This window comes from Bacillus bruguierae, assembly GCF_037104725.1.
Classification (GTDB): domain Bacteria; phylum Bacillota; class Bacilli; order Bacillales; family Bacillaceae_G; genus Bacillus_A; species Bacillus_A bruguierae.
The window spans coordinates 43,648-59,821 of the sequence record NZ_JBAWSX010000018.1 but is presented as its reverse complement, the minus strand read 5'-3'; the positions used below and the strand labels follow the sequence as shown (position 1 = coordinate 59,821).

The following is a 16,174-nucleotide window of genomic DNA, read 5'->3' as shown; positions in this document are numbered from 1 at the left end:
CCTATTTGTGTAGAAATAATAAGTAGAGGTACTACTAAGATTGTAGCATCTCCTTAAGGTTAGTATAGTCATAGGGACACATTTTAGTTAAGTCAGAAATGCTTTTTTTCATTTAAACAGTAATCTATATCTTATTCAATCGAAAGCTTTTGAAAAAGATTGCTTAAAGATCGGGGGCGATTCTTCAATAGGAAGGATCGCTTTTCTTATGATTTGACAAAGGTTATGCTACTGAAGCACTGAACCCAGACTAGCTATTGCAAAATCGCTAGTTGAAATGTACAAGGGGGATTTGGTATTTTGGGTCGTCCTGATGAAAGAAATAATACGGTTGAAAGACTTTTGTAATATTTATGAAAGTAAATTGAAAGATTTGTATACTAAGATAACTGTAGTGGAAATAGTTTTATTTTAAGCCGAAGTAAAAAGTATAAGCAATGTACAGTATAATTTCATTTTTGTAATCTTGTAGAAATGATGAAAGAAAGGGAGAGAGAATATGAATTATAAGAAAAAAGTAATTCCAGCAGCATTAGCATTTGCTGTTCTAGCAAGTCCAGTTATTTCTTTAAAAGCAGAAGCAAGTACAGTATCTTCAGCTTCTAGTGCCATTACTTCTGTTGAAAAAGAAAACCCATCATTAAATCTTAAAGAGGGACAAGTATCTGAAGAAAATTCCGTTGTAAATCAAGAATTTGATGCGAATTATATCAATAATAATATTATTAGAGCGAATTTTCCATCTGTTACACCGCCTCATATTAAGGACGCAAAACCGCTTCAATATGTATATTTAGATTATTTTTATAAAAATAACAACAAAATTATTGGGGATTGGAGAAATAAAGAGCTAAAGCATATGGATCCACCACCAAGATTTTATTATGATTTACAATTCATGGGATATAGTCAATCTCAAATAGAAGAGTATTTTGGAAGCACTTATGGAGAGGCTTTTGTAAAAGGACTTGTTTTGGAAACATTAGAAAACTTTTTCCAAACTCGATATGCGCAAGATCCAAATGATCCTGATGTACAAAAAATATTACAATCTAAATACTACGAAAAAAGTGAAGCTGAAGATTCATTTTGGTTACCAGAATTTTTCCAAGGTGAAGGTGGCTTAAAAAGAGCTATTCTAGAGGAATTTGGAAAGAAAAGTTTAGATGAGCTTGGAATCCAAGTCATTTGGGGTGACAATAATTGGGGCGCTGAAAAGGCTGTAACAATTGGTTATTCAGCGAAGACACCATTTAATCCACTAAAAGATGCTGAATTAACTGAAAAGAAATACCTTAAGAAAGTCCCTGGTGGATCAGCATCCATTCCAGCTAAAAATACAGGATATGAAGTAACATTTGACATCAAAACAGGGATGACGAAAGAACAATCACAATCATTTGCTCACACTGTAGGTGTAAATGCTGGCGTGGGTATTGAAGATATTTTTGAAGTTGGAGCAAGTTATGAGTTCCAAAGTACATTTGGTACAAGCATCTCTCTAAGTGAAGAACAAACGGTATCACGTAAATTTAGTTTGACTAACGATTCAGATCGAACAATTACAGCTGCATTATACCAAGTTACTGCTGAATATAGCTTAAAACCAGGTTCTGTAGTTGCTGGAGTTGTAAATAAAACTATCAATTCACCTTTCGCACAGTTCTGGCAAGGTGGAGGGTATTGGGATACAGCTACGACAGTTAAACCATCATCTACTTCAACAGGTGCAATTAAAACAGATGATTTAAAACTAGTTCGTTCAGATGTGTTAGAAAAATAAAATTAATCAAATCGAGCTTCCCCCAAGCTCCTTTGAAATGACAAAAACCCACAGAGAAGAATCTCTTTGTGGGTTTTGTTATATTTTATGTTTTTTCTTGAAACAAGCATAGAAGTAAGAGGGGCTTTTTAAGGTTAAATTGCAAGACCATTGTTCCACTCTATAAAAAAAGGAGAATAGGAAGTTAAAAACGAGAGAACTTCTTACTACAGCACAAAGGGAATACCTTTATGGAATTCCTGAGTATATCCCTTATAGGCGGTTATCAGTTAACATACCCCCACTTATCAGCAATCTATATATCTAGGAATCAAAAAAAGCCCCTTCACCTAAAGGGACTTTGCTCACACAAGTGATCTGCACATCAATTCATCTTTGATATACAGATCACTTGTATGATAATTTTTATAAATAATTGCTGAATAATGAACTTACATAAATGCTTTTAAAAGCTCTTGTACGAATGGAAGTACTCCACCGATAAATTTTAAAACTGCCATTGCGATTGCCATATGATTTCCTCCTCTTTTTTTGTGTTAAGATTTTATCTTTATACTCTTATTATAGTAAGCGCTTACATTTTTATCAATACATTTTGATATGCAATATTGCATATTAGGGGGTAGAGAGAGCAATCGTGATGTGAGGTGCAAAGTAACTCACAGAAAATGTAATAATACAGTTGATTTCGTATCATGAAAGCAACTTAATAGATGTTTACGCTGCAAATCAATCTCCGAGAATGATAGGAGATTTGGTCATAAAAAACTGCACCCCAATTGTTAGTTGCGTCTAACAATTGGAGTACAGTTCATTTTTGGAGTTCCTTTATGCATAAAATCTATTTTACGTTTAATGAATACGATCCATTTTTATTTTCATACTTGTAGACGTATAAATAATATTTCCCTGGTTTCGCTTCATATTTTCCTTTGATCATATTACCATCATTTTGTCCATATGCTACGTAGTTTTGTAGATCTGACTCATGATAAAGTGTCCATGTCATTCCAATCTGTTTTTCATTTAATGTAGAAATATCAATATTGCGTTGGGAATCAATATTAAAAGTGTACACATCTACATTATCATTGTCATTAAGATTTCCTTTAATAGTTGCATTAAAATCTAATATATTTGCCTGTATAGGCTGATTATTTGGCTCTTGTTCTGTTATTTGTCCAGTCTGGGGATGTTCTGATTCTGAATCAGATGCGTTTGATTTAAATCCCAAATTTGATAATATAGCTTTCAAATCTGGTAAAACACCAATTCTATCGACAGATGGATTTTTAGATTGTGTTCCTGTGTTTGTGTTACTTAAGATAGCTCTTAACTCATTTGGTTTATAAGGTTGACCCAAACGTTCCTTAGCGATACTTTGTATGGAAGTGGCTGCCCCAGCAATAATTGGTGAAGCGCTAGATGTACCATTAAAACTAGACGTATATAAATTTGTAACACGTTTACTTGGCTCTGCAGAAGTTGTATCTACATTTTCCCCCCACCCATATACATCAATTCGACTTCCATGATTTGAAAACCATAAACGTTCGTGAGGAACGGTTGATGAACCAGCTCCGACCATGATTGCACCTGAATCTTTAAAATCTTTGCTATTACGATTCAAGACTTGTTTTCCATTTATATCTTTAAATTGATCTAAATCATTTGAACCATTTGCCCCAGCCTCTATGATTATGATCCCTTTATCTGTTCCAGTACGAATCGCATCAAATATATCCGGTTGCACTTCAACTGGTAAATATTGTTTGCCGTATCCAACATAAGATGATTGTGCCTCCAACAATAAAACATCACCAGCATTTAGATGATTTACAGCACTTAATATGGCATCTGCTGTGTTATAACGACCGTCATTCCTAATTTGAGATACTACTTTTACTGTAGCTTTTGGTGCGATACCAATATTACCAATTTGATTATCTTCCGCAGAAACAATTCCCAGAACTGAGGTACCGTGGGCAGCGTGATCTGCTGTATTTATTCCAGACATAAGTTCAATATTTTGATTTTTTAAATCCTCATGATTTAATACCCATCCATACTCCATATCTACAAATGTTGTATCTTTTCCATCTCCCCCTTTTATTCCCCACGCATAAGGTGCATTAATACCATATGGTGCCTCTTTTAGATATCCTTGGTTTTCAAATCTAGGGTCATCATAGGGGTTAAGAGATAAATTTGGCAGCTGTATTTCAGGCGGTGTTAAATTTTCTAGTTCTTTAATGTATGCATCCTCTATCAAAGGTGATTGTTTTAACTTTTCTACTAATCTTTCTGCTTGTACATTCTTTGAAGCTTGAACTATATAATAATTTAATAGGTTAGAAGATGAATTATTATTATCGGTTTTCGCATTTTTATCTAGATTTTGAATTTCTTCCGGACTTACAGACGTAAATAAGCGAGTTAATGTTAAATCTGGGAATTCGGAAAAAAAGTTTTCTAGTACCACATCATTTTTTTCGTGTTTTATTCGCTTTTCTATACCATCCTCATATGGTAAATTGATCTCATTTTTAAACTTTACAATAATTTGTTTTTCATCTTTTTTTTCTACATTAGCTTCTTTTTGCTGTACTACTGAATTGTTTGAAGCAGCACTCACTATATGAGTAGTCTTTCCTAGTCCCGTAAAAGCTGTAATTGCAACTGTAGAAACTAGCATTCCTTTTAAAATTTTCATTCATTATCCCTCTATTTTTTTGTTTTTCAAATATTTTCCTAAAAATATTAAAATAATTACGTACAAAGCTTTATACTAGATAAATTATAATGAGCACCTAAATAAACTTCAATGTATTTATATATGCAATATTTCATATTAATTTGGAATTATATTCTGTATTTTTTTGTAACAAAAAGGTTTTAGATTAATAATATTATGAATTAGCTATGTTTCGTTTTTGTATGTAAATCTTCTTTTGGCATTATGATAACAGAACAATTTATCTGATAGTATGTATTTTACAATATACACAAAAAATGTAATAGAGTATAATAAATATAATCTTTCAAATGGGGTGAAGTGGATGTCTTTCCGTATTGTTCGAAGTAATTAGTTTTCGGGTTGGGTAAAACGCGTACCAGCCATCAAGGGAGAAGTCTGCCCTTTTTCGGAAATGTAAACTTTGAATCTGTTTCGGGAGTCACCATTATTCAAGTAAGGAACGGGCTTGATTCAGTAACAAGTCTTATAACCTTAGATTTTATACTCTTTTGGAAGGTGGATATACAAAATGAATGAATTAGATTATAAAAACTTTTATGATACAGTCGGAAGATTAAATGGCTGGGATTTTAGTAAACTCAAATACGTAACTGAAGGTGCTACTTGGGATTTTTATGAAGAAGTAATTGGGAGATGCAAACCCTCAGATGTGTTGCTCGATATTGGTACAGGTGGGGGAGAGAATATACTAAGAATTGCATCGGCTGCATTATTCATGATTGGCATTGATAATGCAAGTGGAATGTTAGAAACAGCACAGTCTAACCTGGAAAAAGCACGTGTTTCAAACGTTAGATTTTGCAAAATGGAATCCGAAGATTTGCTGTTTCCACATTCTTTTTTTGACATTGTGTCTACTTGTCATGCTCCTTTTACGGCGGCAGAAGTAGCAAGAGTGATCAAAAAGAATGGCATCTTCTTAACGCAGCAAGTTAGCGAACATGATAAATTGAATTTAAAAGAAGCGTTTGGAAGAGGACAATGCTTAGGGGAGAAAGATGGCACATTAAAAGAAAAATATGTCCGTGAGCTAGGACAGGCAGGTTTTGCTGATGTGCAAGTTTTAGAGTATGATGCGACTGACTATTACCAAACACCTGAAGACCTCATTTTTCTATTAAAACACACACCTATCATACCAATATTTGGTGAAACGAAAGAGGACTTTGACATTTTGAAAAAATTTATTGCAACAAACAACACTGAAAAAGGGATTCGTACGAATTCAAAACGTTTTATGATAATAGCGAATAAATCTTAATCCTTGTTACATGAACAGGGGTGTTCATAATAAATGATACATTACAAAAGCCGCTTTCCATAGTTTATAGGAGAACGGCTTTTTTTGCATGCAGTTCAAAATCCTAACTTGATGGCACTGTGGAAGTCCTCCTATTTATTCCGATAACGTAAAACCTCAGTTAGTAGTATTCTAATTTCTTCTTCCGAAAACCTTTTAAATAAAACTTAATCCTTTGTCCAAACGTTTGAAAGAGATGGAAACAGGCTACATCAGAAAGACTGTGTCGACTATCCTATTTAACACAGTTAAGTGCTTTGAGGATGAATATACAATCATTGGGATTTATTCATAAAAAACCCGTTTTATATGGTATAATTTTCATAGTTTGTAAAGTTATGTAGAAGTATGAAGACCTTCGAATAAACTCAGAAAGACTGGACAGAAAAAGAGAGAGAGGATTCAAGCGATGGGACAATTTCAAAGTAATTTTCAAACGGCAGGACAAATCGCAACGCAAATGGGAACAGCTGCCAATACGATTCAAAGTGCCACAAGTAGATTCATAACCAAATCGGAACGTACAACGTTATCTGTCAACGCTAAAGCCCAAGAAGCGAATCAACAAGCTTTGGAATTAACGAAACAATTTTATAGCGCCTTTCAACAAGCCGTTAGCAACATTCATTCCGTAGCTAGCGAGTTCGAGCGTATGGATAACGCACTTCAAAACAATTTTTCACAATTACCCTTTAATAAAGGTCCCTTTAACTGATACCTATGTGAACGTAAAAAAGTAGGAGGGAAAAGATGAGCCAAGATATAGAGAAACAAATGAATCAACTGAACGAAAAATTAAGAAGTCTATCTGAAGAACAATATCAAAATCAACGCGCGATTCAAAGGCAAGAACAAGCGGAAGTAGATTTTTATGAATGGAAAGGGCGAAGCTATCGCTTGTTTGACCGTATATTAGAAACTTGGCATAATGATAGAGAACTAGGACAGTTTTTTCATAATTTACGTCAAGATGCAGGGCAAATTGAGCGAAAGCTTACCCACGAATTGGAAGACCAAAAAGAAACGTTGCTAAAGGAAAAACAAAACCTAAGCAATCTAGAAAATGACATTCACCATCAGCGCCAAAAATTAGCACTGGAGGTGAGGTCATGAGTCTAAACATGTATCTAGGAGAAGTACAATCCCAGACACAAAGTATGAATGCTATGTGTACTGCAACGATTCAAGGTATGGAACAAGTCATCAATTCGATTGATGCTTTTGTATTCGATGCCGTTTTGCAAGGGCAAACTTACGACAGTGCAAAAGCATTCTTCGCTCAAACATTCCGCCCTTTAGCCCAAGGGATTATTTACTTGTGTGAAGAATTGATCCGTCAAAATGATGCCTTCCCAAACGATTTTCAATCCAAAGTAGCTTCGACAGATGTTATTGAACAAGAAATAGAAGAACAAATGCGAGGGATTGACCAAACGAAAGCAGGTATTGAAGTAATTAGTAATACCCTTCCCGGCATGCAAGCTATGATGGGTATTTTTGATATGATGAAACAAAAGCTGCAAGAAAAACTAAACCATCTGCGTGAATTCAATTCTACTTCTAGTAGTAATTATGATACAGCACTCCAACTAGCTGCGAGCATCGCGAAAGGTCTTGCGGAAGTTCAAAGCGGGAAAGGTTTTAGCCCCGTATCAGGAACATTTAATACGCAAGGATTGAATATGGAATGGGTAGCCCCTATTCAACAAATTGCAGAGGAAAAAGCTCGTGAAGCTGAAATTGAAAGAGAAATTGACGAAATAATGGATTTACAAGAACAAGAAGCCAATAGACCATGGTACCAAAAAACAGCTATTGGTGCTTGGGAATTCTTTGAAGGTATTTGTAATTCAGCTGCTGAAAACTTTATAGGGAAAGAATTACCTATGGGTGATGAATTAGAAAGCAAGCTAACCTTTCAAGTTGGAAAGCTTACGGGAAATGTTTTATCTGGGGCGTGGTCTATTGTAGAAATGTTTGCTGGTCTTACCCTCATAGGAGGCTCTAATTTTTTAACCCTAGCAGCGGGATTAGTGACTGCTGGGGGAGCAATACCAATTGCTGTCCCGGTTAATGGCGTTCTTACAGTAGCTGGAGTTGCTGCTGCTGGCCATGGTGGATTTGTATTGTATAATACAGTTCAAAATAGTATGGATACTATTCAAAGGTTCCAGTCTTCTGGTGGTGGAGTTAAAGGGGCGGGGAATGCTGAATACTCGTTTAAAAATGGAGAGTTCAAAAATGCGGATTATCATGGACAAACTGGAAATTCTGTAAAAAGTAAAGCTCCTGAAGACGGTCAATTTGCACTAGATAACTCTGTTGAGATAAAAAGTTCGACTGATAGAAGAGTAGGAATTGATTCAAATGGTGAATTTGTTGTATTAGATAAAACGGTAAATGGTACTTACCATGGTCATGTCCGACCTTGGAAGAGTAGTGATCCCAACCTTTCACCACTAACTGACCAAATGAAAAATGCCCTTAGAAAAGCGGGATATGTTAAAGAGGTAGGTGGAAAAGGTAAGTTAACTCAGCAATCTAAAAACATGATAAATGATTTCTTAAAATAAGAATTATTTTATACATGTAGCGATCAAACCGAGATATAACAAATCGCTTCTTCTTTGTTAGCTACATAGTATTAATTTTGGTTTGATAAAAAAGGAGAACGAATATATGTGTAATATTATTGAGCTAGAATTTTCAAAAGCACAGGTTATACAAATACACTTGCCATGCGAGATAAAAAACGTAAAATCATTTGATAATGTATCAATAAAGTATATCAAAGGCAGTATCGAATATGATTTATTTGTTAATGATTTTATATCTGAAGCAATAAAAACTCTCAATTATTTCCTGAATAAAGCATTGCATTTTGAGCTTAAAATTAAAGGTGAATATAAAGAGAAAGGAATTGGATATTACCATAACATCTATTCTCACGAACTATGGACAAACGATGATTTAGATATTATTGATCCAGCAGAAGATTTTTTAGTGTGGTCAACACCTAGTCATATTGGTATTGAAACATATATGTACAATTTTCAAGATAAAATATACATTGAAGTAAGCCCGGTTTATAAATGGAATAGTGATTATCCAGATGATGAAAAGGAGTATGAGACTTTTGAAAAATTTATAAACCAATATCAAGTTATTGATGTAATTAACGTAAATAGAGATATTCTATTACAATGGCAAAAAATTTGCCTTGAGATACTAGAAATAGCTGCTTTAAATGATAGAAAAAAATTTTAATGCAAAATAACCATCATAGAATAAATATGATATAAAGTCTATACTTAGTGATAAAGAGAAGCCGACCTCTTTTAAAGTGACCCCATAAAGTTAGACAGGTTATTTCATTAAGCAACTTCTTGGGCATGGGCTTGGGTATTATACCGGGCTCAGGCCTTTTCGTTTAGCTGTAATTCGTTTCAAAATGGTAAGGATACTCTTCAAAAAATCCAGTCTTCTTCTTCTGGTGGAGGAAAAGGAGATAGTGGGGCTAACAAAGTTTCTAGAACAGCAGAAGAATTGGCAGACTTAGCTAGAGATCTATCTCATGGAGGAAGAATTGAAGCTCAAGGTATAAAAGAAAGAGAAGTAGGTCTTGCTTTAGAGGAAAGAGGAGATTTAGGAAAGATTGTTCGTGACCAACAAGCAGATAAAGGAGCAGAATTTATTGATACAACAACTGGTTTGAAATGGGATGTGAAAAGTTTTGAATCGTATCCTCATGGTCATACTTCACCCCAAAAAGGTGCTTTTACAGTTCAAAGAACTATGAATAAAATATACAAAGAATTTGACAAAGGTAATAATGTAATTATTGATACAAGAAATTTGGTACCTGAACATATTGAACAACTAAAAAAAGCAATTGATGAAGCAGGAATAGCAGATAAAATAATATGGTATCCATAAGGAGGAAGTAAATGGAAAATAATATTGCTAGTAAGTTTGAATTACACAAAAGATGGGTTGAGACAATTGGCAAAGAAGGAGAACAATTAAATTTAGATGAAGTCGATTTTAGAAATATAGATTTTTCTAAAAGTTTGTTAGAACAGTCATATTTGACAGAGTGTATTTTTGATGGCCTTAATTTAAAAAATGTTGATTTTTATAGATCAGTTTTATGTTCATCAACTTATAAAAAAACTAATTTAGATTCTTGTGATTTTTATAAGTCAGATTTGGGATATACTAATTTTTCTAATGCAATTTTAAAAGATGTTAATTTCAGCAAATGTGATTTTTGGGAAGCACTATTTAACAATGCTAATTTAACAGAATGTAATCTGTCAGATGCTAACTTCTCATCAACTGACTTTAGCAATGTAAGATTAAGTAATGTGGATATAAGTTTATCAAGATTTGAAAATACTTTATTTAGTGGAGCAACATTAGAAAATATCAAAGGAATTGAAGAGGCATTTTTTCATAGTATTAATATTGGTACATTGGAGCAACCTATCCTGTTGGAACGAGAACAAGCAAAGAAATGGATAATAGAAAATTGTTTGTAGCGATAGTAAAAACAGTCAATTTAGCTACAAAATAATAAATACACCGCAATGTAACTTAAACTTTAGAGGAATATGTAAAAGTATTAGAGAGCCGTCCCTTTTGTATTGGAGCGACTCTTTTTATTATCTAAGCCAACTTACATATAATTCATCAAAATACAATACCTCCAACAGCCTTCTTTTAACCCATCACAATTTGCGAAAACCCAATTTTCATAACGATGGTGTACATCATATGCTCGAGCATTATTAATCTGTTCAACAACAATATCACCTGTGCTAGCGCCTTTTCTAAGATTGAATTCTGTACCATTGACCCATACACCACCCGTTGTTTTTCCGTCTTTATTAATTTTTGCTACATCATCACGTAGCCAGTTATTTTCAGTAATTTTATACCAAAAATGGGAACCGTCACAATACCAATCAAGATAAACATGACCGCTTTCTTTTTTTACTTGGCGCATAATTTTTGCATCAGTAGATGGGTTTTCCCGTGCATTCGCAACATCTGCTGTTACAGTAACGTATTCTAAATTATTTGTTTGCCACTCTGGAGGTAAAACAACACTTTCATTCTCTTCCGAAAGCTTCCTTTTCTTACCGGTAAACCAAAATAAAGCCTTGTCTCCAATAAGTTTATTTAAATCACACTTACCAATACCTTCTACATATCCTGTTTCAGTATATTGCTAAATGTCACATGGATAAGCTGGCTTGTTTTCTCCATAGCGTGGAATCCAAATGAAATCGGCACTAACGTTTGCTGCACCAAAGGATTCGTATGTGTGGTGCCCAACCTTTGCGCCTAAACGACGTAATTCATCAATAAAAGCTTGTGTACCGGCTTGCATGTTGTCCATTGTTTTCACTTCAACATCGGCAACCCAGAATAATGCGTCAGCTTTACAAGAATAAGAAGTTGATAGACCATGGTATCAAAAAACAGCTACCGCTGCTTTGGAATTTCTACAAGGTGTTGCCGAATTTGGTCAAGGTTTGGACATTGCAATTGTCGAAAACGTTTTTGGACTAACACCACCTGTAAGCGATGAGTTAGAAAGCAAGCGAGCTTATCAAACTGGAAAGCTTACGGGAAATGTTTTATCAGGAGCGTGGTCTATTGTAGAAATTTTAGGTGGTTGTGCTCTTGTAACAGGATCTAATATTGGAACCGTATTGTTAGAAGGAATAACTGTTGGGGCAGCATCACCAATTGCTCTTCCAGCTAATGCAGTTCTTACAGTGGCCGGAGCGGGTGTTGCTACACATGGAACATTTGTCTGGCATAATATCGTTCAAAATAGTATTGATACTCTTCAAAGGTTCCAGTCTTCTAGTGGAGGTAAGGGTAATGATACTTATGGGGGATATTACAAACGTAAACAACAGAGGGGAGTAGAGTATCAAAAGAATATCACCAATCCAATGACAAAAGCTGGATTATCTAATAATGGGCGTTTTAGATTTATTTCAGGAAAAGAAGTTAAACTTAATAAACAGCTTAAGGGATATGTAGATAAATTCGGTAATGTATGGAAGGAAGGTCCATATCATGGTGATCCTAAAAAGAATTTTGAATTTGAATGGGATGTGCAACTTTCTGAGAAAGGAATGAAGGAGTGGGGGAAATATACGAAAAATGGGAAAAAGTACATTAATGTTGCACCAGATGGAACAATTTCACACTAATATATTATGGGAGGGACTATGTTTATGTTCCAACTTAGCTTATTTGTAGAATGTCAGGATAATGACGAGGCATTAGTAATATTACAAGAGTTAATCAAGAAAATTGACACTTATATTACTTCGTATGTTTTAGATTCAAACGAGCCCTATTGGAAAATTGATGGTTGGTTTGAGATTGTGTGTAATATAGAAACATCAAACGTTCTTGATATGGGGAAAGCAGAAAGTATACTTGAAAAAATCTTGAATAAATGGTCTTGGAATAAGGGAAGAATTACTGCTCGTTCAACTGCTGATAATGCTGGCACAATTTTTTTCAATGATAAGGTGAAATTTATTACTTGTTGGTTTGAAGACTTTGAATAAATAATATTTATTTCATACTGTTGAAAAACAATCTAGTCGATAGACAAAAACTAAAAATTCCGATATATTCTCCTCGTGAATGAAATGAAGCGAGGAGAGTTTTTATGTATATTACATATTCCATGAAAAAAGTTAAAGAGAATCGAAAGTACCATGAAATGATGTAGGATGCTTCACATCATTTAATAAAGATAGATCAAGTAATGGTTTGGAATTTTGTGACAAGGCAGTTAGAATTGTTCTATCCACATCGTATTGGTCACTTCAACAAAGTGGAATAAAATAATATTTATTTTTAATCCTTGATGGGCTATATGCCTTTCAAGTTCCATGAGATCCATTAATAAATCCCTAAGTGAGAGTGAAAATGTAATGCTTGATGTCTCAAATTTAAGTGAAGTTAATAAGGCAGAGCTTTTGCAAGAAATTACAGATCAAGGCCTAACAGATAAAATAGTTGTATGGCCTTAGGATGGTGATGAAATGGATATATATATACAGCTTAAAAAATACACTGAATTTTCAATGGGACAATCCAATGAAGTATGCGAGCTGATTTATCAAGATACTTTTATTAATGGAATTGTATTCACAGGATATGATTTGAACAACAGCAGTTTTTTAGAAGTAGTATTTAATAGTTGTGACTTTTCAAATGTATATTTAAGTGGAGCATCGATATGTGGTAGTACATTTAATGAATGTATATTTTTAAAAAATACATTTAGAAAAGGCAAAGCTGACTATTCGATTTTCAATTCAACAAATCTAGGTGAATTGGATTCATTTAGAACATCATTTTATGAATCCCAGTTTTTAAATGTAATATTAAAAGATTCTAAACTTGAACGATGTTATTTGGATGAATCGATATTTTCAAATGTAAAATTTGAGAATGTAAAGTTTTTATCATCAACATTTAATAATTCAACATTTAAAAATGTACACTTTATTAATTGTCATTTTGAGGATTCGACATTCCAAAATGTTACTAACTTTCATGAAGTGCATTTTGTAGATTCAAGTATTACAATAGATGGGGAATTAAAAAATGGACTATCAAGTAATGAAATAAAGGCTTTTTTAGAATAAACTTTTAATTTATTACAATTTTTAGTGAGTAATTAATTTGTTGCGTTTTGTGATTTGAAGCTAGGATACAAAGAATAGCCCACAATTAATCATTGTGGGCTATTCTTTGTTATCTGTTATATAATTAATCTTCAAAATCATCAGGATTGATTGGAATACGTTCAATAAGCTTACAATCTTCATTAAAAATAACTTGTTCGCCTTTTTCACGGATGTAAGGATGAGGTTGTTTATTTCCACGAATTATTTCTTTAAAAATGTCGTAACACAGATAGTTATCGTATCTTTTGAGTACTTTAGCGAATTTCATATCATAAAAAGCAGAGGTTTTGCCAATTGTTATTTTATTGGATGTAGTTGCTAAAATGGTAAGGACACTTTTCAACAAATCCAGTCTTCTTCGCCTTCTGGTGGTGGAGTTAAGGGTGGTAGATGGGCTAAAGCATCACAAGAGGCTGCTAAGGAAAGGGTAGAAGAATTAAAGGCAACACTTTCAAAAAGCAAATTGCCAACAGCTTCATCTGCAGCGGTAGATTCTAAAACTGGAAAACCGTTCTCAAGATGTAGGAATTGTAAAATCACTATTGATGGTGCACATGTAACAAGTGATTAAATAAAGAGGTGATTAATTTGGCTTTATCTAAAGAAACAGAATTTTATTTGAAACAAGGAGACTGGATGTCCAATAGGGAGACAGACATTTCTCCTTTTACTACTATCCTTGAAGAAGAAGGTTATTTTGTAAGCGAGGCAAGTCAAGAATTTTTGAAACAATTTGGGGGATTAGTATTAAATCAACCAGCTTTCAAAATTCCGAACGAACTAGAAAAATTACATTTTGATCCAATACTTACTTGTGAGCATGTTTATAGGGAAAGAGTTGAAACTTATGAAGAAAAAGTTGAAGAGCCACTTGTTGTTATAGGAGAAGCTTATAACGAACAACTTATCTTAATGATGTCCCCATCAGGTAAAATTTATGGAGGATATGACGATTACCTTACAATTTTAGGAGATAATTATGAAGAGGCTTTCGAAGCTTTATATCACCCAAAAGATACACCCGAAATAGGATAAACATATCGTTATCACCATGAATAAAAGACAAAACCGTATGGATATAATGCTATACGGTTTTGTCTTTTTACAAGGATTAAGGATAGATTAATCTTCAAAATCATCTGGATTGTCAGGAATTCGCTCAATGATTTTTCAATCATCATTAAGTGCTAGTTTTCGTATTTTGGGATTGTATAAGGTTTGGGATGTTTGTTCCCACTCAATGTTTTTTTGTTTATATCATAGTAGAAGTAATCATTATATCTTTTAAGAATTTTAGCAAGTTTTACATTAAAGACAGCTTTTTATTATGATTAGTCAAGTAGTTTTATAAGAAATGATTAGAGGTACTGAGTTTGAATTTTTGGGAAGGGGTATGAGGGCTGCAAATGGCGGGAAAGGGAGTTTTACTGGAGTTTGGAAAGAATACAAATTTCCTAAAACAGTTTACAATCCAAAAAAATTTTCAAACCCACAAACGATAGAACTAGGTAAAAACGCAATGGAGAAGGAATTAAGAATAAACGCATAATTGTTAATAATAGATCAGGTGCAATAACGGATGCAATAGAAGGTTATGCAACAATAGGTAATTCAAAATTAAAATTTATTGGATTTAATCACAAATTTTTATCCTGTAATTGATTAATTTCATGAAGGAGAGATATTTTTTGGAAGATAGTATTTTTTATATAGAAAAGTATGAAGATAAGATAGAAGAGATGAAATATTATTTTTTACTCATTGGTGATAGTAAATTTTTGCCTGCGATTCGGAATTTTAGAGAGAGTAAGGGATATGGGATAGCGAACGTTTGTTGTTCTTTTGCGACAGAGTTTAGTAAAGGGGAAGATGATTATTTTGGTAAAGAAGGAGTTAATTTCTCTTCTTTCTCCGCCGCAAGTGATGATGAAACATATGCAGTGGTGGATAACGAAACATTTTACCGATTTCTAAAAGAAACTAGTTTAAACTATCTAACAAGGCACCCAGAACATGAAAATGAAGTTCGAAATTGTATTGAAAAGATTAAAAAAAATTTAAGCATTACTTAAAGTTAGTAGAAGGTGTGTGTGAAATTTTGTAAGTAGTGTAGATAACAAAATAACAACAAGAGAGTCATTGGAGGTATTAATCCTCTAAGCTCTCTTGTTTCTTATCTTTCAAAATTCTTTTGTTCATAGGTTTATTATTTTTAAGTTCATTAGAGCCATTGCGGACAATTTCGTTTAGTCATTTGTAGTAAAGATGGTTGGCGATTTTATCTATATGATCATTTCGCCAAGCGAAAATGCCAATGATTTGGTCAAGATAAGCACGTTCTTCGATTTTATTATTTTTTTCTCGCGTAAGTTGGGCTTTAGCCCTTAAATTTTTTACAGTATCCATAATATCCACAATATCAGTTACAGGGTTATTGAGCGCTGTAAAATGTTCTGCTTTCCACTGATAGTATTCATAATCCTTCATTAAAATATCATTTAGCGTTACATTAAGAATATCGCTTAATTCTACTAATTTCTCAATTGATGGCTTATAAATCCCTCTTTCCATCTGTCAAATACTTTAAATATTCATATCGA

Annotated in this window: 18 protein-coding genes and 2 pseudogenes; 14 read left to right on the top strand and 6 right to left on the bottom strand. The window is 33.5% G+C overall.

What is annotated here, in order from left to right; translation table 11 throughout:
* The first annotated feature begins 499 nt into the window (after nucleotides 1–499).
* Nucleotides 500–1,783, top strand: coding sequence for a hypothetical protein (locus tag WAZ07_RS22035; protein WP_336474156.1), 1,284 nt, complete (start codon nucleotides 500–502; stop codon nucleotides 1,781–1,783).
* Nucleotides 1,784–2,214: 431 nt separating this feature from the next.
* Here the strand turns inward: WAZ07_RS22035 and WAZ07_RS22030 are convergent.
* Together WAZ07_RS22030 and WAZ07_RS22025 are read right to left on the bottom strand one after the other, a co-directional pair.
* Nucleotides 2,215–2,397 (bottom strand): annotated as a pseudogene (locus WAZ07_RS22030) (hypothetical protein).
* Nucleotides 2,398–2,624: 227 nt separating this feature from the next.
* Nucleotides 2,625–4,496, bottom strand: a complete 1,872-nt coding sequence (locus tag WAZ07_RS22025) for a S8 family peptidase (protein ID WP_336474155.1) — start codon at nucleotides 4,494–4,496, stop codon at nucleotides 2,625–2,627.
* A 553-nt stretch (nucleotides 4,497–5,049) separates the two neighbouring features.
* Here WAZ07_RS22025 and WAZ07_RS22020 point away from each other — a divergent pair.
* From WAZ07_RS22020 to WAZ07_RS21990, 7 genes are all read left to right on the top strand, one after another.
* Complete coding sequence (locus tag WAZ07_RS22020) at nucleotides 5,050–5,802, top strand: class I SAM-dependent methyltransferase (protein ID WP_336474154.1); 753 nt, start codon at nucleotides 5,050–5,052, stop codon at nucleotides 5,800–5,802.
* Between the two features lie 448 nt (nucleotides 5,803–6,250).
* Nucleotides 6,251–6,556, top strand: a complete 306-nt coding sequence (locus WAZ07_RS22015; RefSeq protein ID WP_336474153.1) for a TIGR04197 family type VII secretion effector — start codon at nucleotides 6,251–6,253, stop codon at nucleotides 6,554–6,556.
* A gap of 35 nt (nucleotides 6,557–6,591) precedes the next feature.
* Nucleotides 6,592–6,954: a DUF3958 family protein gene (locus WAZ07_RS22010; protein ID WP_336474152.1), complete on the top strand. Its 363-nt coding sequence runs from the start codon at nucleotides 6,592–6,594 to the stop codon at nucleotides 6,952–6,954.
* A complete protein-coding gene (locus WAZ07_RS22005; RefSeq protein WP_336474151.1) occupies nucleotides 6,951–8,414 on the top strand; it encodes a T7SS effector LXG polymorphic toxin in 1,464 nt (487 codons plus the stop codon). The genes WAZ07_RS22010 and WAZ07_RS22005 overlap by 4 nt, the downstream gene beginning before the upstream one ends.
* A 106-nt stretch (nucleotides 8,415–8,520) precedes the next feature.
* Nucleotides 8,521–9,108, top strand: a complete 588-nt coding sequence (locus WAZ07_RS22000; protein ID WP_336474150.1) for a hypothetical protein — start codon at nucleotides 8,521–8,523, stop codon at nucleotides 9,106–9,108.
* Nucleotides 9,109–9,387: 279 nt separating this feature from the next.
* Nucleotides 9,388–9,777: a hypothetical protein gene (locus WAZ07_RS21995; RefSeq protein ID WP_336474149.1), complete on the top strand. Its 390-nt coding sequence runs from the start codon at nucleotides 9,388–9,390 to the stop codon at nucleotides 9,775–9,777.
* An 11-nt stretch (nucleotides 9,778–9,788) separates the two neighbouring features.
* Complete coding sequence (locus tag WAZ07_RS21990; RefSeq protein ID WP_336474148.1) at nucleotides 9,789–10,382, top strand: pentapeptide repeat-containing protein; 594 nt, start codon at nucleotides 9,789–9,791, stop codon at nucleotides 10,380–10,382.
* A gap of 137 nt (nucleotides 10,383–10,519) precedes the next feature.
* On the opposite strand, the gene WAZ07_RS21985 is transcribed toward WAZ07_RS21990, so the two are convergent.
* Both WAZ07_RS21985 and WAZ07_RS21980 read right to left on the bottom strand, forming a co-directional pair.
* On the bottom strand, nucleotides 10,520–10,849 hold the full coding sequence (locus WAZ07_RS21985; protein WP_336474183.1) for a hypothetical protein: 330 nt from the start codon (nucleotides 10,847–10,849) through the stop codon (nucleotides 10,520–10,522).
* 134 nt (nucleotides 10,850–10,983) lie between these two features.
* Nucleotides 10,984–11,284: pseudogene (locus tag WAZ07_RS21980) on the bottom strand (GH25 family lysozyme); the annotation flags it as partial.
* Between the two features lie 58 nt (nucleotides 11,285–11,342).
* On the opposite strand from WAZ07_RS21980, the gene WAZ07_RS21975 reads away from it, so the two are divergent.
* The 3 genes from WAZ07_RS21975 to WAZ07_RS21965 all read left to right on the top strand — a co-directional run bounded on the left by WAZ07_RS21975 (nucleotide 11,343) and on the right by WAZ07_RS21965 (nucleotide 13,532).
* Nucleotides 11,343–12,074, top strand: a complete 732-nt coding sequence (locus WAZ07_RS21975) for a polymorphic toxin type 17 domain-containing protein (RefSeq protein WP_336474147.1) — start codon at nucleotides 11,343–11,345, stop codon at nucleotides 12,072–12,074.
* A gap of 24 nt (nucleotides 12,075–12,098) precedes the next feature.
* A complete protein-coding gene (locus WAZ07_RS21970; protein ID WP_336474146.1) occupies nucleotides 12,099–12,440 on the top strand; it encodes a hypothetical protein in 342 nt (113 codons plus the stop codon).
* Nucleotides 12,441–12,923: 483 nt separating this feature from the next.
* Nucleotides 12,924–13,532 carry a pentapeptide repeat-containing protein gene (locus tag WAZ07_RS21965; RefSeq protein ID WP_336474145.1) on the top strand — a complete coding sequence of 203 codons (609 nt, stop codon included), beginning with the start codon at nucleotides 12,924–12,926 and terminating at the stop codon, nucleotides 13,530–13,532.
* A gap of 124 nt (nucleotides 13,533–13,656) precedes the next feature.
* Here WAZ07_RS21965 and WAZ07_RS21960 read toward each other — a convergent pair whose 3' ends face one another.
* A complete protein-coding gene (locus WAZ07_RS21960) occupies nucleotides 13,657–13,917 on the bottom strand; it encodes a hypothetical protein (protein ID WP_336474144.1) in 261 nt (86 codons plus the stop codon).
* A gap of 245 nt (nucleotides 13,918–14,162) precedes the next feature.
* On the opposite strand from WAZ07_RS21960, the gene WAZ07_RS21955 reads away from it, so the two are divergent.
* The 3 genes from WAZ07_RS21955 (at nucleotide 14,163) to cdiI (ending at nucleotide 15,646) form a co-directional block, all read left to right on the top strand.
* Nucleotides 14,163–14,609, top strand: a complete 447-nt coding sequence (locus WAZ07_RS21955; RefSeq protein ID WP_336474143.1) for an SUKH-3 domain-containing protein — start codon at nucleotides 14,163–14,165, stop codon at nucleotides 14,607–14,609.
* Between the two features lie 319 nt (nucleotides 14,610–14,928).
* Entirely contained in the window at nucleotides 14,929–15,123 is a 195-nt protein-coding gene (locus WAZ07_RS21950) for a hypothetical protein (protein WP_336474142.1), read from the top strand.
* Between the two features lie 139 nt (nucleotides 15,124–15,262).
* Nucleotides 15,263–15,646, top strand: a complete 384-nt coding sequence (gene cdiI, locus WAZ07_RS21945; RefSeq protein ID WP_336474141.1) for a ribonuclease toxin immunity protein CdiI — start codon at nucleotides 15,263–15,265, stop codon at nucleotides 15,644–15,646.
* Nucleotides 15,647–15,824: 178 nt separating this feature from the next.
* Here the strand turns inward: cdiI and WAZ07_RS21940 are convergent, their stop codons facing one another.
* Nucleotides 15,825–16,145 carry a helix-turn-helix transcriptional regulator gene (locus WAZ07_RS21940; protein WP_336474140.1) on the bottom strand — a complete coding sequence of 107 codons (321 nt, stop codon included), beginning with the start codon at nucleotides 16,143–16,145 and terminating at the stop codon, nucleotides 15,825–15,827.
* Nucleotides 16,146–16,174: the final 29 nt, after the last annotated feature.